This window comes from Chryseobacterium sediminis, assembly GCF_008386505.1.
GTDB lineage: Bacteria > Bacteroidota > Bacteroidia > Flavobacteriales > Weeksellaceae > Chryseobacterium > Chryseobacterium sediminis.
The window spans coordinates 379,631-402,820 of record NZ_VUNZ01000002.1 but is presented as its reverse complement, the minus strand read 5'-3'; the positions used below and the strand labels follow the sequence as shown (position 1 = coordinate 402,820).

Below are 23,190 nucleotides of genomic sequence, written 5' to 3'. Positions count from 1 at the left end.
CTATTTTAATAATTGGTTGAAAGTATCACCCTGTCTGATATCTCCGGTGTTGTAGCCTTTCATAAACCATTCTTTACGCTGTGCAGATGATCCGTGAGTAAAGCTTTCCTGATTGACATATCCCTGCGCTCTTTTCTGAATATTATCGTCTCCAACGGCTTCTGCAGCATCTATGGCAGATTCAATGTCTCCGGGTTCCAGGATATGTTTGCTGTCATTGGTTCTTTTTGCCCAAACTCCGGCATAAAAATCTGCCTGTAATTCTGTAGCCACAGATACTCTGTTCATTTGTTCTTCAGAATATCTTCCGCTTCTTCTTAATGCATCAACTTTTTGAGTAGTTCCTAAAAGAGTCTGTACATGGTGTCCTACTTCATGAGCAAGAACATAAGCTACTGTAAATTCAGTTACTTTCGCCCCGAATTTTTGCTGAAGCTCACCGAAAAAACTCATATCCATATAGACTTTCTGATCAGCTGGGCAATAGAATGGCCCCATGGCAGATTGAGCTGTACCACATGCTGAAGAAGTTGTATTTTCAAAAAGAACAATGCCAGGATCAGTATAGGTCATTCCATTTTCTGTGAAAATCTGATTCCAGGTTTGGCTATTCCATGCATCCATCATTTTTACCATTTCTCCGATCTGTTTTTCACCGGTGGTAAGCTCTCTTTGTTCTCCGGAATTTCCAGAAGACTGGATACTGCCGGAATTCAAAATACCGGATGGATCACCTCCCAAAAAGAATACAATGGCTGCTATAATTAAAGTTCCAAGACCTCCGCCTACGATCATACCACCACTTCCACCTCCGGAACCACGGCGGTCATCAACGTTTCCGCCTCTGTCGTCTGTCCATTTCATAGTAATAAATTTATTCGTTAATTTAAATATTTTATGCCAAACTTTAGGTTAAAAATATTTAGATATTTATCTGTTAAGTTGTTTTGTTTTTAGCCAGTAAGAAGTAGACTGATATGCTGATACGGCATCATCTACCAGTTTTTGGTCTGGATTTTTTAATAATTTCTCGTCGTAATACAGCTTAAATGCTGGAGTCAGATCACTTTTTTCCAGTTCCAAAGAATATTGTTTTACCTTTTTAACTGGGGAAATAATGGTAAGATGTCCATCTTTTATAAATCCAAGATCCTGGTATGTTGCAACATAAGCTTTAGGCTGGAACTCTTGTTTGAAGACATCCTGTCCTAAAAATTTAGATTGATAACTGAAATTTAATAATCCAAAAAGAGTAGGCATCACATCTATCTGAGACATCAGTGCATCAAACTTCTGAGGCTGAATAAATCCTTCTGAAAATACCATTGCAGGTATTCTGTATTTATCCATCGGAAGTTCCGTTTTTCCGGCACTAGAAGCACAGTGGTCCGCAATGATAACAAAAACAGTGTTTTTATACCAGTCCTGTTTTTTAGCCATATCAAAAAACAGTTTAAGAGAGTAGTCTGTATATTTTACACCGCCTTCACGGGATTTTGCTGTTCCCGGAATATCTATTCTTCCGTCAGGATAAGTAAAAGGTCTGTGGTTGGAAACGGTCATCCAGTGATTGAAAAACGGTTTCCCTGATTTTGCTTCAGCATTCATCACCTGAATCGCTTTTTTAGCCATATCTTCATCAGCAACTCCCCAAACGTTGGCAAAAGTGATTTCTTCCGGTTTAAAGTTGTTTCTGTCTACAATTCCGTAGCCATTTCCTCCAAAGAAGTCCTGCATATTATCAAAATAGCTGTATCCGCCATATAAAAATTTGACATCGTACCCTTTGGATTTGAATACATTCCCGGTGGTAAATTTATTTTTATTATCATCTCTTTTGATGATACTTTCCCCTGCAGTTGGAGGAATACACAGTGTTAAAGCTTCCAGCCCGCGTACCGTTCTGTTTCCGGTAGCATAAAGATTGGTAAACATTAGTGATTTTTCTGCAAGACTGTCAAGGAAAGGAGTAATTTTTTGTGTATTTCCATAATGTTCCATGAAGTCGGCAGAAAGACTTTCGATAGAGATCAAGACCACATTTTTCTTCATTTCAGGCTGCTCGGCAACAATATTTCTTGATAATGTCTGCTGTGGATACTGGCTCAGGAAATTCTTTTCAGCCTGCTGTTGATTGATCTGTGAATAAAACTGGAAGTAATCCAGTTCATTATGAGTAAATGCCCAGTAGAACTTTGGAAGTCCGTTGGCTTCAATTTCATCCGCAAATACATTGTCTGATCTAATTTGCATCAGAGAAGGAATAGCCAGCGCACTAAGGGCGCAAAGTACCATGAAGCTACCCAGAAGAACCATTTTTTGTTTAAAATCAGGAAGTTCCAGCAGTTCATCTTTTGTTTTCTTATAAATGAACCATGTGATGGTAAGGGTAACGATCATTATCCCGGAAAACAAAGGAACGACAGGATAACTTTCCATGATGTTTCCAATGACTTCATTAGTATAAATCAGATAATCCACCGCAATAAAGTTATAACGAACTCCGAATTCATTGTAAAAGAAGTATTCACTTACTCCATTGAAAATAATCAGAAGAACATATAATAATAATGTGATGAAGTATAAGATGTTACGAATCTTTATTCTCTGAGTAGGAAGGAAGAGCATCAATCCGAAGAAAAGGGTCTTTACTCCAACAAAGACAAGGGCTATTTCCATTATAGAACCTCCATATTGCTTGAAAATATTGTTAGGAACAAGCCATATATAAAGGAAGAATAGAACCAGCGCTCCCAAAATAATGTAGCCGTAAGGTTTTTTATATTTTGAATTGGAAAGAAAGAGAAAGTAAAGTGCGAGAATAGAACTGGCAAGAACGAATACAAAAATATCATTCACCAGGCCTATTAACAGAACTTTTATAACTTCAAAAAACCCAAAACTAGCGGTAGTAATAGGATGAAAAAAGAATACTGTTCTTATTATTAATGAAATAATAAGATAGAAAACTCCTAGATATAGGAACGGTTTTATTTTTCTTAAAAACATGTATTTACTGTCTTTATTAGTTTTCACAAAGATAGTTTTTGTATAGAACTTTTGATAGAAAAAAACAAAAACATCCCGTTTATTAGTAAGATTTATGATTTAAAATGCCAATAAAAAAGGACTATTAAAAAATAGTCCCAATATATTCTTAAGGTAATCTGCGGTTAAGAGTGTCCGAAACCGATATTTCCTTTTTTATCAGATAATTTCTTTTTGAAATCAATCATTCTTAAAGCGGTAACGGCTGCTTCTACTCCTTTATTCCCAAGATCACCACCACTTCTTGCGATAGATTGTTCTTTTGTATCATCTGTCAATACACAGAAAATAGTAGGGGTGTCCGTCATAATGTTGCAGTCTTTGATTCCCTGTGCTACTGCAGAACATACATAATCAAAATGAGGCGTTTCTCCACGGATCACACATCCGATAGAAATTACTGCATCATATTTTCTCTCTTTGCAAAGCTGCATGCTTGCATAATTAAGTTCAAAAGCTCCGGGAACCGGGAAAAGCTTAATGTTTTCAGGTTTTACCCCTTCTTTTTCAAGGATTTCCAAAGCTGCATCACGAAGATTGTACGTTACAAAATCATTCCACTCAGAAAAAACAATGCCGATAGAAAAATCTTCGGCATTAGTTATATGAAGTGGCTTGTAATCGGAAAGATTAACTGTTGCCATTTTTTAGTAATATTTAGTCATTTCAATATAAGAATCAGACATTCCGTTGTCGTAGTCCTGATATTTCTCATCAATTGCAGAGAAGTATTTTTTAGCTTCTGCATTTTTCTTTAATCCTAAAGCCACAATACCAGCTTTTCTTGTAAAATAGTATGCTGTATACGGATCATCAGAAGCTGTTGCTGCTTTGTCTAATAAAGCTAAAGCTTCATCATTTTTGTTAAGACCTGATTTTGCATCTGCCATAGCTCCGAATTTCATTGCTACTAATGTTTTGTTGTCAGATGAAAATTGGTCTAAAAGATCATAAGCTTCCTGGAATTTTCCTTCTTTGAACTTTAATAAACCTGCGTTATAAGATGAAAGTTTACCAATCTTAGTAGAAGAATATTCGTTATATGTACCTACAAAACCTGGGTTAGCTGCAGATTTTCCACCCAAAGCATCTTTGTCTTTACCTTCGGTAAGACTTTTTTGAGCAGAAAGGAAACTTTTCACAGCTTCAGCGTTCTTTGGAGCAATTACAAATTGCTTGTAAGCGAAGAATCCTAAAACTGCTAAAATTAATGCTCCAAATACAAAACCTAGAGGCTTTGAATATTTTTCAACAAATCTTTCAGTGTTTAAAGCTTCTCTGTCAAGGTCTTTAAAGAACTCAACCGTTTCTTTACCTTCTTGCTCGTTCTGAGCACTCTTTCCCAATTTTGCCATAAGTTTTTAAAAATTGAAATGCAAATTTAATTGTTTCTGAGAGATTTACAAAATACTTTATTGGTATTATTATGTAAATGTTGTGAATTTGTTGTTATTTCCCTTAAAAAAGGTTCGACTCCGCTCGGTATGACAAGCATTTTATAATGATTGACACACTAAGCGGAGTCGTAATTGATATATAATTTGAATCTTAATATCCTAAAATATGATACACTTCTGCACCAAATTTTTTAAGCTTTTCATCACCGTTTAAATCTTTTAGGCCGATAAGGAAACTAAACTGAGAAACTGTAGCTCCTTGCTTTTCAACTAGTTTTGCAGCAGCTTCTGTTGTGCCTCCGGTTGCTAAAAGATCGTCATGAATCAAAACCCTTTGTCCCGGTTTTATCTGTCCCTCGCGAGTTTCGATAATGGCACTTCCGTATTCCAGGTCATATTTTTCTGAAATAACAGGAGGAGGAAGTTTTCCTGCTTTTCTGATTAAAATGAAAGGAACTTCCAATGCAACAGCAATAGCAATCCCAAACAAATAACCACGGCTTTCAATTCCACAGACTGCATCTACTTTCCCTTTACTGAAGGCTGCAAGGTCTGCAATCACATCTTCATAAAGTTTAGGATCTAAAAAGATGGGTGAAATATCCTTAAACTGTATTCCCGGAATCGGAAAATCAGGAATATTTTCAATTGTTTCTTCTAATTTTTTGATCAGTTCTGCTGAAGCCATTTATTAATTGATTTTATAGCTGGAAATTTTCCAGTCTCCGTTTACATTTTTAAGTCCGAAAGTTACTTTTAATGAAGTTGTCTTTCCGCTTTTATCCGTTACATCATAGGTAGCATTTACGCTTGCACTGTTGGCTGTAGCACCACTTGTCGTAATATTCTTTACGCTTACATTTTTCACAGATCCGAAACCTGAAGTAGGATTTGAGAAAGACTCATAGCTTCCCCAGCTTGGATTGCTGGCTGTTTCGTAAGCGGCTTTTAAGTTCTGTGAACTTACGCTGTTCAAAAATTTACTTACTGTATTTTTAGGATCGGCAGTGGGCTGTTTTGGAGCAGCTGGTGCTGATGGAGTAGCCGTCGCAGGATCTGTAGTTGTTCCAGTGGTTGCAGTTGGATTGTTTGGATCAATAACCGCACTTGGTTGTTCCGGTACAGCTGTTGTATCAGTTTTAGGAATTGCAGGAACCTTCAGAGCTGCTGCATTCACATCAAGACCGATTTTTGACATTTTGAAAGTTTTCGCAGTTGTTTTTACAGAAACCGTGATATCGATTTTGTTATCTACCACTTTTGCTGCCGGAATAGAGGAGAACTTCAGGTTGAATCCTTTGAAGTTATTGTCCTGCATCAGGTTTTTAGCGGTAGCAAGTCTTACTCCGTTACTGAATACTTCAAGTGTGGCTTCCAGACCTGCTCCTGTAAAAGATACCGGGTTTCCTGCCGCATCTACAAGTCTCGGTACAATCTGAATGGCAGTAGGAGCGCCTGTTCCGTCATCTCCTGTAGGGTTTGTTATAAGGCTTAATGACCCTGCTTTTACATCATTAGGATCACTTTCTTTAGCTTTATCATCGCCGAAGATATTCATTTCTCCAAGTGATGGAGGGGCAGTACTGGCCCATTCTATTCCGTTTTTCTGCGCAACTTCATCTGCCAGAGACATGATCTCAGGTACTTTTTTTCCATTGATCAGCTTTCCAAGGGCTTTTAGCTCGTTTACATCACCATCAGCTTCTACGCCAAATGTTTTAAGGATATAAAGAGCCTCATTAAACTTAATCTGTTTAATGGTTGGTAAACTGGAAGTCATATCATTGATACTTGACTGCAGTGTTTTAGTATTCGTAGCATCTACATGATCTTTCTTACATGCTGTAAAAAGCAACAGACTGAAAACAAGTAGAAAAGAAAACTTTTTCATTTTTATTTGGTTTGTTGCAAATTTAATAAAACCTTTATTAATACTGGATTTTATTTTTTACTTTATGTTTTTTGCCTAATTATTATTTTTTTCTAGAAATGGATGCTGTTCTTTTAATTTTAGAATTCAATTGGAATATTTACAACATGGAAAGTAGTGCTGAACAGAGTTTCCATTATTTTTTATTGGTTTGTTCTTTTAGATCACCTTTGAAAAAACTGCTGAAAATTGTCTGCATATTGGGAAATGAAGAATCCTGCCAGTAAGATGTTTTGTAATTGCTGTTGTCTTTATCAAATTTCACTTTCTCAATATCATTGTCATTGCTGAAATTAAGTTCTGTTGGATAAAAATTGGTATAAAGAGTTATCTGATTGTAATTGGGTTCACTTTTATGTTTCAGTTTTATAAAAACAAGTTCATTGTATTCCAGGAAATCTTTAAGGGTCTTTTCTGATCCTTTTTCAAAAGACATGTTTAAAATTGTTTTTATATCGTAAAATCTGTATCCAAAGAATGAAAATTCTTTATCCTGAAGGGCAGCACCAGTCACCTCTATTTGATCTTTATGTTCGCCTTTCAACTCTTTAATGGTATTTCTTTTTGTTTTATATTCTTCCGGGTTTCCAACATTTTTAAGCTTGGGCAGCTCCAGAGAATTGCTATAGTCCCATTTTGAAGTTTCTTTTTTTTCATTTTTAGATTCTGCCAGTCTGAATACTCTGTACTGTTCTACATTGGTGCTTTTCAGCTTTTTTGATTTATTATCAAAAATGTAGGTTACAATTCCGTCTGTATAGCTATTCAGCTTATTGTTTACGGTTACATAAGCATTAAAATTTCCCCTGATGAAAATGTATTTGGCCGGCTTATTATTTTTAATGACAACTGTTTCAATTTCTTTCACCTGGTCATTGATTTTGATAATTGGCTGATCAAAATCGGAATAGGATAGAGTAGCAACCGGAAAATTATTATAGATGAGCTGAAACTTTTCCTGATCAGGTGAAAGCGATTGTTTGTCAATCTTGCCATCAATATCAGAGTAGGCTAGTATACTTCCGTCTTTGCCAAATACCGAAACTCTGGGTAAAGGATTATTATTTTTTTCAGAAACAAAAGTAATGACCTGTGCATTAGTGAATACGGAGATCAGACTGAATAAAAGGTAAACAAGGTGAATTTTTTTCATTGCAGTATTTTGTTTTTGGTGTTAATAGTAAAAACAGACTTTTTATATAGAGACGAGAAAAAAAGAAAATGGTTGCCTGAAAATTCTTATTTACATCATTGCATAAAAAAAGACTGATCGTTAAACAATCAGTCTTTTATAATTTTATTTTGTTACAAGTCCTTAGAAAGGATACTCATAAATTTCAGATTCGTGTAAGAATGGGTTTCCTGTAGGGATCAACTTCAGTTTTGATAAAGCTGAAAGTACAGTAAACATAAATAGTCCCGCTACGAATAGAACTGCTCCAAGGATTAACAAGAATACTTCAGGAGTGTTCCAGTATGGTCCTACCGTTCCCGGCATTACCATGTTGAAGTAATCTAAAAGGTGTCCTAAGATAACTACTACAGCCATTGTGGTAACTACTTTATAGTTTCTTTTGATGCTGCTACTTACTAATACCAATAGAGGTAATAAGAAGTTAACAATCAGCATTGGTAAGAATGTAGTACCATAGTGCTGGAATCTACCGAAGAAGTAGTTAACCTCTTCCGGAACGTTTGCATACCAGTAAAGCATGAACTGAGCGAACCATGTATATGTCCAAAGCATACTTGTAGCGAAAAGGAAAACTCCTAAATCGTGTAAGTGGTTGTCATTGAACTGTGGTAAGAAACCATTTTTCTTAAGATAAACACTTAATAAAATGATTACAGCAATACCACTTGAAAGGCAGCTAACCATTGAATACCAGATATACATTGTTGAATACCAGTGAGGGTCAATAGACATCAACCAGTCCCAAGCCCAAGCTGCAGAAGCAAATCCGAAGAATACGATATAACCTACTGCCCATCTGTAAAGAAACTGATATTCTACTTTAGATTTAGTTTCATCTACTTTTTTAGACTGAGCTTTCAGTTTCCAAGCAAAGAAAGAAGCACCAATCACATAGATTAAAGTTCTTATTGCATAGAAAGGAATATTTAAGAATCTTTTCTTTTCAAATAGGATCACGTCAAAATGAGCAGACTCTGGATTTGTCAATTCAGGGTCCATCCAGTGGAATAAATGACCATTGTGAGTGATGTTTAAGATCATCAGGATAACAAGGATTGCACCACCATAAGGAATATAAGAAGCAATAGCCTCCATTACTCTTGTGATGATAATAGGCCATCCTGCGTGAGCTGCGTGCTGAATACAGTAGAAGAACAGTACAGCGCAACTTACTCCAAAGAAAAAGACAGCTACAAAGTGCAGCGATGCTAATGGCTGGTTGTGAACCTGAAGTTCAGCATGCTCTAAATGAGCTGCGTGATCCTGTGGTCCAACCATTTCACTTGAGTGTGTAGGAGCATCATGACCAGAAGCATGAACAGCTTCCATCATGTGTTCTATTTTCTCAGTAGAAATTCCTTTGTTCATAAAGAAACCAATACCGAAAAGAACTAAACCTACAACAAGAAGTATTATAGAAGTTGATTTTAATTTTGGTGAAAAACTATACATTTCTTTTCTTATTTTTTAGTTTCGGTAGTCGTTTCAGTTGTTGCTGGTGCCGCCGCTGTAGCTGCTGCCGGTGCTGCTGCTCCTTTTTTGAAAGCACTCATCACATACAATGCTACTCTCCATCTGTCTCCTGCGTTTAGTTGTCCCGCATAAGACCCCATGGCATTTCTACCGTTTGTTAATACATAATGAACAGATCCTACAGTAATTTCTCTGTCAGCATAGTTTGGTACTCCAGAGAAAGCTCCACTTTGAACGATCGGTCCTTGTCCATCACCTCCTGTTCCGTGACATGCAGCACAAGTGTGATCAAACAATATTTTACCTCTTTCAAGATCTTTAGCTGCGTTGGCAGGATTCAAAGGAGATACTGTAAGTTTTTTAGATGCTTCATACCCTGCGTTGTACTCGTCAACATTCTTAGGTAATAAGCTTTCTTCAAAAACTCCATCTTTATTTTGAGGAACTGATCCTTCTACTGGAGAAAGACCTGTTGCACCGTTATTTTTAACAAAAGCAGGAATTTCATTTTCATGATCTGAATAAGCGTCCTGAGCTTTCATCAATGGATCATAAGCTACCGGAAAGTACATGTCCGGGAAATATACCAACGGAGTGTTCTCCTTTGGTCCGCAAGAGTTAAGTAAAACTGTTGTTAAACCTAAAACTGCTGTAATCTTTAATACATTCTTTTTCATTTTAAGCGTCTTTAACAGTTATTTCTTCAACTCCAGTTTCAATAAGCAACTGTTTTACAGATTCTACATCTTCAGTTACAAATTCCATCATGAATTTATCATCAGTAGTTCTCGGGTCTGGATTCTGAGCCGGAGCGCCCGGATACATTTTGTTTCTAACCAGGAAAGTTAAAGACATCATGTGAGCAGCACAGAATACCATTAATTCAAACATTGGAACTACGAATGCCGGCATGTTGTGTGCCCAGTCAAAAGCTGGTTTACCACCGATATTCTGTGGCCAGTCATGATTCATCACATACCAAGTTACAGTAGCACCGATAGTAACACCGTAAAGAGCATATAAGAATGCGGCATCAGAAATTCTAGTTTTCTTTAACCCTAAAGCCTTGTCTAGTCCGTGAACCGGAAACGGAGTATATACTTCGTTTATAGCGATTCCTTTATCGTTGAATGCCTTAACGCCGTTCATTAAATCGTCGTCGTCAGCATAAAGTCCGTATACAATTTTAGTGGTGCTCATCTCCTTCTTTTGCTTTATAAGTTTCACCTGAGATTTTCAAAATCGATTTTAATTCAGCCTGTGCAATTACAGGGAATGTTCTTGCGTATAATAAGAATAATACAGAGAAGAATCCGATAGTTCCCAAATATACACCCACATCAATGATCGTTGGCTTAAACATAGTCCATGATCCTGGTAAGTAGTCTCTTGAAAGGTTGATAACGATGATATCAAAACGCTCAAACCACATACCGATGTTGATAATCAATGCAACAATGAATGTCCAGATAATGTTCGTTCTCGCTCTTTTGAACCAGAAAGAAGCAGGAATCACAAGGTTACAGATGATCAATGACCAGAATGCCCACCAGTAAGGTCCTACAGCAGCACCTGGAGAAAGATATGTGAAATCTTCAAATCTAGATCCTGAGTACCATCCGATGAAATATTCAGTAGCATAAGCTACAGTTACCATACCACCTGTAAGAACGATTACGATGTTCATAATTTCGATATGATACATTGTAATATACTCTTCTAAGTGACAAACTTTTCTTGCAATTAGCAATAGTGTCTGTACCATTGCAAATCCTGAGAAGATCGCACCAGCTACGAAGTAAGGAGGGTAGATTGTTGAGTGCCATCCTTTAATAACTGAAGTTGCGAAGTCAAAAGATACGGTAGTGTGTACTGAGAATACAAGTGGAGTTGCCAAACCTGCAAGAACCAAAGAAAGTTCTTCAAATCTTTGCCAGTGTTTTGCCTTACCACCCCAACCGAATGCAAGGAATGTATAAATTTTCTTAGTCCAAGGGGTTTTAGCTCTATCTCTGATCATTGCAAAGTCAGGGATTAGTCCCATGAACCAGAATACAGTTGATACCGAGAAATAAGTTGAGATCGCAAATACGTCCCAAAGTAGAGGAGAGTTGAAGTTTCCCCAAAGAGAACCGAATTGGTTTGGTAAAGGGAATACCCAGTATCCAACCCAAACTCTACCCATGTGGATTACAGGGAAGATTGCTGCCTGTACAACCGCAAAGATCGTCATCGCCTCTGCAGATCTGTTTACAGACATTCTCCATCTCTGTCTAAATAATAATAATACTGCTGAGATTAGGGTTCCGGCGTGACCGATACCTACCCACCATACGAAGTTGGTAATATCCCAACCCCAGTTAATAGTTCTGTTAAGCCCCCATGCTCCAATACCTGTCCCGATAGTGTAAGCGATACAGCCGAATCCATAGAGGAATAGAACTAGTGCAGCATATAATGAGATCCACCATAATTTACCTGCTCTTTCTTCGATAGGTCGTGCGATATCTTCTGTAATATCGTGATAAGTTTTGTGACCAATAATTAGAGGTTCCCTTATCGGAGCTTCGTAATGTCCTGACATTTTTTACCTATTTATTATTTAAACTTTATTTTTCTACTCTGTTTCTTACTTTAGTGTGATAGAACACGTTTGGTTTTGTTCCGATCTCCTCTAGTAAATAATATCTTCTGTTAGAAGCATATTGCTCTCTAATTGCAGAATCTTTATCATTCATGTCTCCAAATGTCATTGCTCCCGTAGAACAAGCTTTAGAACAAGCAGTCTGGAATTCTCCATCCTTCACTCTTCTTCCCTCCTTCTTAGCCTCAAGAATAGTATTCTGAGTCATTTGGATACACATTGAACATTTCTCCATTACCCCTCTAGTTCTTACAACTACATCAGGGTTAAGTACCATTCTTCCTAAATCGTTGTTCATGTTGAAATCGAACTTGTCATTTAGGTTATAAGTAAACCAGTTGAAACGTCTTACTTTGTACGGACAGTTGTTTGCACAATATCTAGTACCGATACATCTGTTGTAAGCCATATGGTTTTGACCTTGCTTACCGTGTGAAGTAGCCGCTACCGGACATACAGTTTCACATGGAGCGTGGTTACAGTGCTGACACATTACAGGTTGGAAGATTACATCCGGGTTATCTGCAGGGTGGTTTAATGCACCTCCGTCTCCGAATGCAGTACCATATAATTCAGGTACAGCCATTCCTTCTTTCAATCCTTCGTATACTTCTACTTTTTGTCTTGAAGAATAGTAACGGTCAATTCTTAACCAATACATATCTCTTGACATTCTTACCTCTTCTTTACCTACTACAGGAACGTTGTTCTCTGCCTGACAAGCAATGATACATGCTCCACAACCGGTACAAGAGTTCAAGTCGATAGATAAGTTGAAGTGAGGACCATCTGTATCATCAAAAGCATCCCAAAGGTCGATTTTTCTCGCTGGAAGGGCTCCGCTGATTGTGTGGTATTCCAAAGGCTTATTCCATCCTTTGTGTTCATCATCAAAAGCAACGTTAATGAATTCAGCTAAAGGAACTTCCTTCGCGATCTCATAACGACCCATTAATGTATTTTGAAGCTGGATACCTGCAAATTCGTGATCTTCTCCTGTCTTCTCGATTTTTACACCTGAAAGAACAAGGTTAGAACCATCAAATAAAGGATAAGCATTTACACCTGTATCTGCAGTTGCTCCTGAGTTTTTCTTACCATAACCAAGTGCAAGACCTACGGATCCTTCAGCTTGTCCTGGCTGTACAAATACAGGAACATTTTCTATTTTTACTCCGTTTACAGTAAGGTTTACAATAGAACCATCTAACTGCATTCTTGCATTAAGATCGTTGTCAATTGCAAATTTCTCTGCATCTTTAGGAGAAATTGTAAGGTAGTTATCCCAAGACATTCTTGTAATTGGGTCAGGTAACTCTTGCAACCAAGGGTTGTTTGACTGAGTACCATCTCCCATAGAAGTCTTAGTATATAATACTAATTCTAATTCAGAAGCTTTGAAGTTTCCTAATTCAGCAACAGCCTGTGCAGCGTTTCCACCTGCGTAAGATAAAGTTGCAGCGTTTGTAGAAGCGTTGATACCGTTGTACAATGCTTTGTTGAAAGAAGTACCACCTAAAAGTGAAGCTGAACTTGCTTTTAAATAATCGTAGTAGTTGTTTGCTGCATTGTTTTTACCATTCTTCCAAACCAATAGAGATTCTTCAATCTGTCTTGATTTGTAAATTTTCTGGATCGTAGGCTGCATCAATGAATATACTCCTGTCTGTGGTTCGATATCTCCCCAAGACTCTAGCCAGTTAGCTACAGGAATTACAGCTTTCGCTGCTTTGTACATTTCATTTTTCTTATCTGCTACAGCAACTACGTAAGGAACTTTTGATAAAGATTTTTTGAAATCTTCTCCTTTTGGATGAGAGTAGATAGGGTCTACGTTGTTTGTAACTAATACACCAACTTGTCCACCGTTTACCCATCCTAAGAATTCCTGGTATCTAGCACCGTTAAATTCTTTAAGGAAGTTTGCTTTACCTGTGAAAGCTACTGAACCTAATTTTTGGTTGATTAAGTGTGCTAAAACCTGCGCTCCTTTAGAACCGTCAGCAAAAACAACAGCTTTGCTTCCTTTTGCTTTCAATTCGTTAGCAATTTCAGCAGCAGTCTTATCAGAAGTACCACCACCTACAATTGCATTGTAAACTTCAACTAAAGTTTTGTTTACTGCACTTGGTTTTAATCTGTATCTTGAGTCAGCGTTAGCACCAGTTAATGACATGTTAGATTCCACTTGAATGTGTCTCAACATGCTTGCTCCCGGTTTTCTAGCTGCTGCATAAGAAGTTTCTAAGCTTGAAGCGTTATAGTCTCCTAAGAAATCAGCCTGGAAAGCAACTACCAATTCAGAACCTTTAAGGTCATAAACAGGTAATGCTCTTTGTCCGAATACTTCCTGAGCTGCATCTAATGCTGCAGAGTAAGGGAAAGCATCATAAGTTACTAATTCAGCTGTAGGATATTTAGCTTTGAATTCAGCGAATAACTTTTTGAAAGTTGGTGAAGCAAAAGAGTGTGATAAAACCACAATCTTTTTGCCTGACGCTTTAGCTTCTTCCAAACCTTTAATAACGAAACTGTCTACTTTATCGAAAGTTTCATCTTTACCGTCTAGTTTAGGCTGCTTTACTTTATCGTTATCGTAGAGAGAAAGTACACTTGCCTGAGCTCTTGCATTAGTTTTACCTAAATCGCCACCAGCCGGGTTTGGTTCAATTTTGATTGGTCTACCTTCACGGGTTTTTACTAAAACACTAGCAAAGTCGAAACCGTCAAAATATGTTGAAGCGTAATAATTAGGGACTCCCGGAATAATATCATGCGGCTTTACCACATAAGGAATCGTTTTGATTACCGGAGCTTCGCAGGCAGCTAAAGTAACTGCTGCTGTAGAGAATCCTAATAATTTAAGGAAATCTCTTCTTGAAGTACTTGATCCGTTTTTCTCAGCATCTCCAAGGAAATCTTCTACCGGAATTTCTTCCTGAAACTCTTTAAGAGCCAGCTTACCATTTAAAGCTGGGTCTTTAAGTTCATGAATACTTCTGAATTGTATTTTGTTTGAAGCCATTTATACTTCTAATTTTTTAGTTATTAATAATGACATTTACCACACTCAAGACCTCCAATTGCATCTACAGTGATCTTACCTCCATCTTGTGGATATTGTTTTTTCAACTTGTCATGTAGATTTTTGAAGTACTCTTTATTATAACCGTTGTTCATATCAACTTCAGTCGTTCTGTGGCACTCGATACACCATCCCATAGTAAAGTCGTTAGCCATTTGAACAACATTCATTGTATCAATTTTACCGTGACAAGCTTTACATACAACATCAATTTTGTTGTTAGGATTCTTTTTGTTGAAAGAATTGATGATTGCTTGTTCTCCAGCAATTACGTGCTGAGAGTGGTTGAAGTAAACGAAGTCTGGCATGTTGTGGATTCTTGTCCATTCAACCGGTTGTGTTTTTCCTGTGTACTGTTGTTTTGCAGGATCCCAACCTGTTGCAGCGTAGATCTTCTGGATTTCTCCGTCATAGAATGCCTTATCTTTTCCTGGCTCCATGTAGTGATCTGCGTTGTATTCAGAAATTGTTCTGTGACAGTTCATACAAACGTTCATAGAAGGAATTTCAGATACTTTTCCGTATTTAGCACTAGAGTGACATAATTGACAGTCAATTTTTTGTTCTCCAGCGTGAATTTTGTGAGAGAAGTAGATAGGCTGCTCAGGTTTGTACCCTTTGTAAACCCCAATCCACATCAGCCAGTTCCATACTCCGTAAGCTGCTAAAATAGCAAGGATTGCTAATAAGCCTTTACCAATGTAGTGGAACTTCTCATACATTTCACTGAAAGAACGAACTCTTGTTTCGTTAAGTCCAGCTAAATCTTCAGATTGACCCAGTTTTACCAATTGTCTTAGTTTTGCTAAGATCCAAACCAATAAACCTGCGATCGCTAAAAGTGAAATGATTACAACGTTTGTAGTAGTTTTGTCTGCAGGAGCTGCCGCCGTAGCGTCAGTTGCAGGAGTTGCTTCCGGCTTTTTCTCTTCCGGAGCAGGAGGATTAGTCGTGAAAGCTAAAATGTCGTCAATATCCTTATCTGTAAGATTTGGAAAGACCTGCATTTCAGTCTTATTAAACTTTTCAAAAATCTCATTGGCGTATTTATCCCCAGAAGCTCTTAGAGCTTTGTTGTCTTTGATCCACTTGTGAAGCCAATCTTTGTCTACACCACCTTCTGTCTTTACTCGTTCTACAACCCCCTTTAATGGTGGTCCAACAACTTGTTTGTCCAGCGCGTGACATGCAGTACAATTCGCTTTGAAAAGTTTCTCTCCGTTTTTAGGATCGCCGTCTTGCCCGTAAAATGAAGCACTGGTTGATAGCAATAAGCCTATCGCGATCAACGTTTTTTTATAATGCTTTCTCCAACTAATCATTTAAATTATCTTATGTTAGTAAATTATTGAACATTCAATCAATTCCGCAAAAATAATATTTTTAACAGGAATTTAACGGTATATCGAAAAGGGAAAATATCATTTACGTTTAATTTGTATTGATTCTAAATAACTAGTTTGGTACAGTTTTTTAATTTGTATAAATTTGCGAAAACAAGTTTAAATGAAAAATTTGATTAAAATATTTTCGATATTATCACTATTTGGTTTTTATAGTATTGAAGCCCAGCAAGTTGTTAAAAAAGACACCCTTTCGGGTACAGAACTTGTTATGACAATGGATTCCAAAATAAATGCAGCTTTGGAAGGAATTGAAGGAAAATGTGCTAAGGTTACTCCGGCAAATTCTCCAAAAGATTCCGGGTTTAGTGATGGTGGAATTTCTACAGGGATCACTACAAAACCTCCCAAAATTTTTGTGCCAAGCAGAGAGCTTACCAATGCTGAAATTTGTAAGAAAAATCCTAGAATTTTAGGGTTTAAAATTCAGATTACCACTGTGAAAAGTAACGAAGAAGCCAATGAAGTAAAGTCTTATTTCAGAAAAAGATTCCCTAACCTTAAAGTAGAAACCGATGCTTCTTTAAGACCTAACTATAAAATTTTAGCGGGAAGTTATTTCACAAAACAAAGTGCAGCAAGCGATCTTTCGAGAATCAGAGAGTATTTCAAATCTGCAATGGCAGTACAGTACAGAATTTTTTGTGCAGAAGCAAAATAGAATTGATTCAATTCAACATAGAAACAAAAAGCTGAGAAAAATTCTCAGCTTTTTTTATTGGTAATAAGTTTCCATAAACCAGAAAAACTCTGCCATTCGGAATAAATTGTTCGCAAGTAGATAAACAAATAGTAAAATCACAGTTAATGTTAAAACCGACATTATTTTCGGAGACGATCTGTAAGCATAAAAAAGCCATCCCAACAGAAGCGGATACACAAAAACAAAATGTCCGCCATAGATAGATGAAGTATGAAGTCCGAACCTCATCACACAATGGATCACAATGTCAACGAAAAATGAAATGGCAATAATCTGAACCCATTTATTCTTGAAGTTTTTAAAATAACTCCAAATGATCAGGGATAATAATATGGTAACAAAAATGTAGGGAAAAGTAGATGAATAAAGGTCCATATAAAGCCCTTTAAAGTCGAATCCCTTCATATTATGTTTGTCTGAAATAATAAACCCCGGGAAAAGAATGTTACCTCCGAAAAAGAAGGAAAGAATCATATCCCAGGTCGGCATTGATTCTACATTAGAGAATTTTTCGTACTGCTGGTTGGTTTTGGAAAAGATATTCTGATACTTAAAATCAATTCTGTTCAGATAAAGCAGTACAAAGCAGATAGCAGCAACGGTTATCCTCAACACTGCATTTCCGAATTTTCTCCAATCCCTGAAAAGATTTTTTTCAAAAAGAAGGGGAATGAAAACTTTTACAAAATTGGTAATCGTAAGTCCGCCAATGGTAATTCCGGCAAGTGAAAGAGCAATGGCAGGTGTTTTTTCTTCCTTTCTGAGTTTTATTGCTGCATAATAATTATATAATGAGAGTAAAAACAGCGTATAAGTGAAGTTTTCCGGAGTAAAAGACAATATGATATTGGTTGAAAAAGCTCCAAAAAATAAAATGATTAAGACACTTAGCCAAAGTGGGAGACAGACAATGTTCTTTAGATATTTGAAAACCTGAACAATGTTTAAGGTAATAATAATATTGCTGAGCCAGGCCAGTGTAAGCCTGAAGTTGGCATCCATTTTTCCACCTGAAATAAATAATGAAAATTCTCTTACCCAGTTGAAAAAATAATAGGACAGAGGGTGTCTTTCAAAACTTCCTCCCGTCATAAGAATAGATTTATTATCAAAACTGAAATAAGCATCCCATGGAATTCTGTTGTCAAAAATGATCCTGTAATGAAGAGCGATGTAAGACCCTAAAATTCCATAGCAGATCATAAAAAAGAGAAAAACTGCCAGCTCGGTGTAAGTGGAAGGAAAAATAAGTTTAAAGAAATTGATGATTTTTGTTTTGATAAAAGACACGTGTCAAATTTTTTGCAAAAGTAAAATAAAAAAACCACCAAAGCTGGTGGTTATAAAAGTTTGTATAAACGTTATTATTGTTTGATTACTTTTTCAGTTTTTGAAGTTCCGTCAGAGAAGTCTACTTTTAATAAATAGATTCCTTTTGGAAGTGAAGAGATCTCTGTAGTTCCGGAATTGTTTGTACTCAAAGTTTTACCTGATGCATCAATCACTGACATGTTTTTTATTTTTTTATCAGTTTTAATGTTGATTTCACCTTTGGTAGGATTTGGATAAACAGAAATGTTATCAGCTTTTGCTTTTGAAACATCAGATGTACCAAGAGTTCCATTAGCAACAACCTGTACATCATCTACTGAAACAGCATCAGCATCAGTTGCCATATACTGGAATCTTATTTTTACATTCGCCTGTCCTATGTATGTACTAAGGCTTTTCTGTACAGTAACTGTGTTATAAAAATCAGTATCTATATTACCATCACCGTCATCAGTAAAGCCGGGTTCACTATCTTCATTCCAAAGAGTAACCCAGTTAGTTCCTCCATCTATTGATATCTGTGCCAGAAGATTTCCTTTGTTCAGGCTGATCATATAACCCCAGCCAACTTTTACTTTGAAGCTTAGGGTTGGACTTGTCGCTCCAGCTAAACTGAATGAAGGGCTTGTAAGGTATGCTGTGTTAGAGCCGGCAATCCAGTCAATAGTAGCAGAATTATTTCCGGCAATGGTAAATCTTGTTTTGAGTTCAATAGAAGATGCTGAAGTTCCGGAAAAAACAGAGCTGGTTAAATCCCATGCTCTTGATGCGTTTGTATTAGTTTTAGTCCATCCTGTTGGTGGAAATGTCGCTCCTTCGAAATTTTCCGAAAGTAGGGTCTGGGCATTGCTGTAAAAGCATGATGCCAATGCTAAAGAAAGTACAATTTTTTTCATATTAAAGATTTTTCTAAATGTAGTGAAAATATTTAATATGGTGAAAACATGATGATTATATGTGATATTTACTGTTGGAACCTTATGAACTGCATGAAAGTGTTGAGCATCCAGCGGTATCGTCATAGCCAGAAGGTCTTTTGACAGAGAACTCAGGATATATTTCCTGATAAGGGGATTCTAAAGCTTTGATGAGTTTTTCCAGCATGTCTTTTTTGCCATTGTTGATCTCTTCAATACACTCATAAAGAAGATAATTTCTCAGGATGAATTTTGGGTTTGTTTTTCTCATCATGGCCAAAGAAGCGTCTTTTGATATAGAGTTTAATTCTAATCTTGCTTCATAAGTCTTAATGAAGTTACTAAGTTTTGCCAGCATTTGGTCATTCAAAAGGATGTAAGAAACTTCTTTAAAATGTTCTTTTATGTCAGTATCCGGAGTTGTTGTTTCCAGTTGATTGAAAAACAGGGTGTAGTCTAGCTGAAGTTCCTGCATTAATCCCTGCCAATTGGTAAAGAACTCCTCATCTTCTTTTTGAAGCTGATCAAACCCGAATTTTTTGCAAAGCATCTGATCATGAGCTTCCCAGAAATACGTTCCGAAATTATTTAAGGTATCTTCTAAAAACTTTTCATCTTTAATTAAAGGGTGGAGTGCATTAGCAAGCTGCCAAAGGTTCCATTGGGCAATCTGCCCCTGTTTTCCGAATGCATATCTTCTTCCCGGAAGGTCTGTGGTATTAGGAGTGAAATTCAAATCATATTCATCCATCATAGAGTAAGGTCCATAATCGATAGTTAGTCCGAGAACAGACATGTTATCTGTATTCATAACTCCATGTACAAATCCTACTCTGAACCATTCTACCATTAAGTCTGCGGTACGGGTACAGATATTCTGAAAAAAATCTTTGTATCTCTGATCGTCTGATGGTGTGATTTCCGGAAAATAGTTTTCAATGGTAAAATCAGCAAGTTCCTGCAGGGTATTGTATTCTCTTTGAGCAGACATCAGTTCAAAATGTCCGAAACGCAGAAAGCTTTCGGCAGTTCTGATGACCACTGCGCCTTTTTCAAGTTGAGGATTTCCACTGTACATAATATCGCGCATTACATCTTCGCCCGTAAAAGCCAGACTGAGTGCCCTTGTTGTAGGAACTCCTAAATGATACATCGCTTCACTCATCAGGTATTCGCGGACAGAAGATCTCAATACGGCTCTTCCGTCAGCATGTCTGGAATAGGGGGTTGCTCCGGCGCCTTTCCATTGAATTTCTGTCTTTTTTCCTGTCTCATTTGTTACCTCGCCTGCAAGGATTGCTCTTCCGTCTCCGAGCTGTCCCGCCCAGTTTCCAAACTGATGTCCTGCATACGCGGTAGCATAAGTTTTAACATTTTCGGGAAGGTTATTTCCAACCAGAAAGTCCAGATCTTTATCTTCAAATTTTCCTAATCCTATTTCTTTGGAAAGGACTTCATTAAAAGCAATCAATTCAGGGTGATCAAAACCAGCAGGTTTGATGGTAGCAAATAATACTTTTGGGGTGTTTCTCTGCATAAGGTTGTTTGAAAAATCACCTGGGAAATTCTCGATGAAAGGCTGTCTGATACGTTCGATATTCATGCTTCAAAGGTATTAATTATAAAAGAAAAGACCTTCCAAATTATTGAAAGGTCTTGTGTATTTCTAAAAGAGAATTTATTTATTGAAATCTACTTCATCATTGGAATGAAGGTTTTCATTGATGTTGTCCTCTTTCTTTTCTGTTGGTTTTTTAGGCGTAGGATCTGCCGGTCTTGGATTTTTGATCTCATCAATCGTCTGAAGACTTCCGTCATCTCCATATCCCCCGCTTAATCCTTTAAGGTTTGAACAGCCGTCTTTCCAATCGGAAGGCTTAACAAATTTGTCATCAGGAGTAACTCCTAAACTTTTATCTGCCCATACTTTCTTCATGAAAATAGCCCAGATTGGTAATGCCATTTTTGCCCCCTGACCTTCACCGGTTCCAAAGAAGTGAGTTGCTCTGTCTTCCCATCCAACCCATGCTCCGGTTGCTAATTTTGGCGTGATTCCCATAAACCATCCGTCAGAGTTGTTCTGAGTTGTTCCTGTTTTAGCAGCAATTTCTACTGCTTTTGAAATTCCTCTTCTTCCCAGCTCTCCGGAAGCGGTTCCGTACTGTGCTACACCTTTCATCAGTTCAATCATGGTGTAAGCATACATTGGGTTCATTACCTCTTTTGGTTCTACATTTACTTCCTTGATTACTCTACCGTTGGCATCTTCAATTCTCCAGATCATTTCAGGTTTATTGTAGTTTCCATAGTTGGCAAAAGTACTGTAAGCACCAAGCATTTCATAAATCGTAATGTCTGATGAACCTAAAGCGATTGTATTGTTTCTCGGGATATCCTCTGTTACTCCCAGGTCTCTTGCGGTCTGGATAACAGCATCTACTCCTGTCATTTCAATAAGTCTTGCAGCAACAGGGTTTTGAGAGTGGGCCAATGCATCTTTTAAAGTAAGCATTCCTCCTCTTCCCGGTACATGCCATCCGTTATGATCATAAGTTCCGTTGGAAACAGCTGAACAAGGAGTCATTCCCAGTTTCATGATAGCGGTTGCATACACGAAAGGCTTGAAGGTAGATCCTACCTGTCTCTTCCCTTGCTTGATGTGATCATATTGGAAGTGCTGCCAGTCAATACCTCCTACCCATGCTTTAATCTCTCCCGTTCCTGGTACCATAGACATCAGACCTGCCTGTGCAATTTGTTTATGGTATCTGATAGAATCCCAAGGAGACATTTCAACTTCTTCTTCTCCGTTCCATGTGAACCTTGAAGTTTTGATAGGTTTCTTGAATTCCATCATAATGGAGTCTTCCGGCATTCCGTCAGCTTTTAACAGCTTGTAACGGCCGGTTCTTTTCATCGCCTGAAGCATCACATCTTTGATCTGTTTGTCATTAAGATAGTAGAAAGGTCTGTTCTTTCTGCCTCTTTGTTCAGCATCAAATCTTTTCTGAAGATCCGTTAAATGTTCTTTGATTGCTTCTTCTGCATACTTCTGCATTTTAGAATCAAGGGTAACATATATTTTTAAACCGTCTTTGTAAAGGTTAAGTTTTTTACCGGTTTCTTTTTCATGAGTTTCAAGATACTTATCAATCTCTTTTCTCAAATAGAATTTGTAATACGCCGAATATCCGTCAGTAATACTTTTAATAGGGTGGAAGTCTACTTCAATAGGAGTGTTGGCTGCTTTTTCATAGGTGGCAGCATCAATATATCCGGTTTTCTGCATCTGATCCAATACAACATTCCTTCTTTCTTTAGCCTTTTCAGGATATCTGTAAGGATTGTTTTTTCTTGGGTTTTCAAGCATTGCTACAAAGGTTGCAGCCTCAGGTAATGTAAGCTCAGAAGTCTTTTTGTTAAAATAAACTCTGGAAGCCATTTCAATACCGTTAGCATTGAACAGGAAATCAAATTTATTGAAGTAAAGAGTAACGATCTCTTCTTTGGTATATCTTTTCTCAAGGCTTACTGCAACAACCCATTCTTTTAATTTCTGGAACGCTCTTTCCACTTTATTTTGGGAAGCATTTCCTGTAAAAAGAAGTTTTGCCAGCTGTTGGGTGATGGTAGAACCTCCACCACGTCCACCACCATATGCTACGGCTCTGGCAATAGAATATAAGTCAATTCCTGAATGTTCTTTGAAACGCTCATCTTCTTTAGCCTGGAGGGCATAGATAAGGTAAGGAGGAAGATCCTTATAGACAATAGGTTGTGTTTTTTCCTTTTCAAATTTACCCAGCATAACTCCGTCTGAAGAAATGATTTCTGAAGCGACAAAGATATCAGGGTTTTCAAGTTCTTTTACATCAGGCATTTCCCCAAGGAATCCTTGAGAAACCGCAAAGAAAAGTCCCGAAATTCCCAGAACTACCGCAACGAGCCCAATCCAAATAAATGAGACCCATTTTTTCCAGGAGGTATCTTTCTTTTTTTTAGGAGGCAGGGGAAATGTTTTCCCCTTATTTCCTGCATTTTTTTTGTTTTCTTCCATTTATGG

General features: G+C 37.3%; 18 protein-coding genes. 1 reads left to right on the top strand and 17 read right to left on the bottom strand.

What is annotated here, in order from left to right; genetic code table 11:
* The 13 genes from ypfJ to FW780_RS13810 form a co-directional block, all read right to left on the bottom strand.
* Entirely contained in the window at positions 1 to 864 is an 864-nt protein-coding gene (gene ypfJ, locus FW780_RS13870; RefSeq protein ID WP_149834127.1) for a KPN_02809 family neutral zinc metallopeptidase, read from the bottom strand.
* Between the two features lie 66 nt (positions 865 to 930).
* Positions 931 to 3,009, bottom strand: coding sequence for an alkaline phosphatase family protein (locus FW780_RS13865; RefSeq protein ID WP_149834376.1), 2,079 nt, complete (start codon positions 3,007 to 3,009; stop codon positions 931 to 933).
* 164 nt (positions 3,010 to 3,173) lie between these two features.
* The gene (gene ribH, locus FW780_RS13860) at positions 3,174 to 3,692 is read right to left on the bottom strand and encodes a 6,7-dimethyl-8-ribityllumazine synthase (RefSeq protein WP_034734563.1); all 519 of its coding nucleotides are present in this window, start codon (positions 3,690 to 3,692) and stop codon (positions 3,174 to 3,176) included.
* Between the two features lie 3 nt (positions 3,693 to 3,695).
* Positions 3,696 to 4,403, bottom strand: a complete 708-nt coding sequence (locus FW780_RS13855; RefSeq protein WP_149834126.1) for a tetratricopeptide repeat protein — start codon at positions 4,401 to 4,403, stop codon at positions 3,696 to 3,698.
* A 193-nt stretch (positions 4,404 to 4,596) separates the two neighbouring features.
* Complete coding sequence (locus tag FW780_RS13850) at positions 4,597 to 5,133, bottom strand: adenine phosphoribosyltransferase (RefSeq protein WP_149834125.1); 537 nt, start codon at positions 5,131 to 5,133, stop codon at positions 4,597 to 4,599.
* A gap of 3 nt (positions 5,134 to 5,136) precedes the next feature.
* Positions 5,137 to 6,336: a hypothetical protein gene (locus tag FW780_RS13845; RefSeq protein WP_149834124.1), complete on the bottom strand. Its 1,200-nt coding sequence runs from the start codon at positions 6,334 to 6,336 to the stop codon at positions 5,137 to 5,139.
* Positions 6,337 to 6,511: 175 nt separating this feature from the next.
* Entirely contained in the window at positions 6,512 to 7,528 is a 1,017-nt protein-coding gene (locus FW780_RS13840) for a hypothetical protein (RefSeq protein WP_149834123.1), read from the bottom strand.
* A 162-nt stretch (positions 7,529 to 7,690) separates the two neighbouring features.
* Positions 7,691 to 9,022, bottom strand: a complete 1,332-nt coding sequence (locus FW780_RS13835) for a hypothetical protein (protein WP_047422176.1) — start codon at positions 9,020 to 9,022, stop codon at positions 7,691 to 7,693.
* A gap of 8 nt (positions 9,023 to 9,030) precedes the next feature.
* Positions 9,031 to 9,720 (bottom strand): c-type cytochrome, encoded by a 690-nt coding sequence (locus FW780_RS13830; RefSeq protein ID WP_149834122.1) that lies wholly within the window; start codon positions 9,718 to 9,720, stop codon positions 9,031 to 9,033.
* A 1-nt stretch (position 9,721) separates the two neighbouring features.
* Positions 9,722 to 10,243 (bottom strand): DUF3341 domain-containing protein, encoded by a 522-nt coding sequence (locus FW780_RS13825; RefSeq protein ID WP_047376185.1) that lies wholly within the window; start codon positions 10,241 to 10,243, stop codon positions 9,722 to 9,724.
* On the bottom strand, positions 10,230 to 11,627 hold the full coding sequence (nrfD, locus tag FW780_RS13820; protein ID WP_149387537.1) for an NrfD/PsrC family molybdoenzyme membrane anchor subunit: 1,398 nt from the start codon (positions 11,625 to 11,627) through the stop codon (positions 10,230 to 10,232). The genes FW780_RS13825 and nrfD overlap by 14 nt, the downstream gene beginning before the upstream one ends.
* Positions 11,628 to 11,652: 25 nt before the next feature.
* The gene (locus tag FW780_RS13815; protein WP_149834121.1) at positions 11,653 to 14,712 is read right to left on the bottom strand and encodes a TAT-variant-translocated molybdopterin oxidoreductase; all 3,060 of its coding nucleotides are present in this window, start codon (positions 14,710 to 14,712) and stop codon (positions 11,653 to 11,655) included.
* 23 nt (positions 14,713 to 14,735) lie between these two features.
* Positions 14,736 to 16,094: a c-type cytochrome gene (locus FW780_RS13810; protein WP_149834120.1), complete on the bottom strand. Its 1,359-nt coding sequence runs from the start codon at positions 16,092 to 16,094 to the stop codon at positions 14,736 to 14,738.
* Between the two features lie 184 nt (positions 16,095 to 16,278).
* On the opposite strand from FW780_RS13810, the gene FW780_RS13805 reads away from it, so the two are divergent.
* Positions 16,279 to 16,836: an SPOR domain-containing protein gene (locus tag FW780_RS13805; RefSeq protein ID WP_149834119.1), complete on the top strand. Its 558-nt coding sequence runs from the start codon at positions 16,279 to 16,281 to the stop codon at positions 16,834 to 16,836.
* A 54-nt stretch (positions 16,837 to 16,890) separates the two neighbouring features.
* Here the strand turns inward: FW780_RS13805 and FW780_RS13800 are convergent, their stop codons facing one another.
* The 4 genes from FW780_RS13800 to FW780_RS13785 form a co-directional block, all read right to left on the bottom strand.
* Positions 16,891 to 18,168 carry a DUF6080 domain-containing protein gene (locus tag FW780_RS13800; protein ID WP_241676911.1) on the bottom strand — a complete coding sequence of 426 codons (1,278 nt, stop codon included), beginning with the start codon at positions 18,166 to 18,168 and terminating at the stop codon, positions 16,891 to 16,893.
* Between the two features lie 74 nt (positions 18,169 to 18,242).
* Positions 18,243 to 19,106 (bottom strand): T9SS type A sorting domain-containing protein, encoded by an 864-nt coding sequence (locus tag FW780_RS13795; protein WP_167510713.1) that lies wholly within the window; start codon positions 19,104 to 19,106, stop codon positions 18,243 to 18,245.
* 82 nt (positions 19,107 to 19,188) lie between these two features.
* Entirely contained in the window at positions 19,189 to 20,730 is a 1,542-nt protein-coding gene (locus FW780_RS13790; protein ID WP_149834117.1) for a protein adenylyltransferase SelO, read from the bottom strand.
* A gap of 75 nt (positions 20,731 to 20,805) precedes the next feature.
* Positions 20,806 to 23,184: a transglycosylase domain-containing protein gene (locus tag FW780_RS13785; protein ID WP_149834116.1), complete on the bottom strand. Its 2,379-nt coding sequence runs from the start codon at positions 23,182 to 23,184 to the stop codon at positions 20,806 to 20,808.
* Between the last annotated feature and the right edge of the window lie 6 nt (positions 23,185 to 23,190).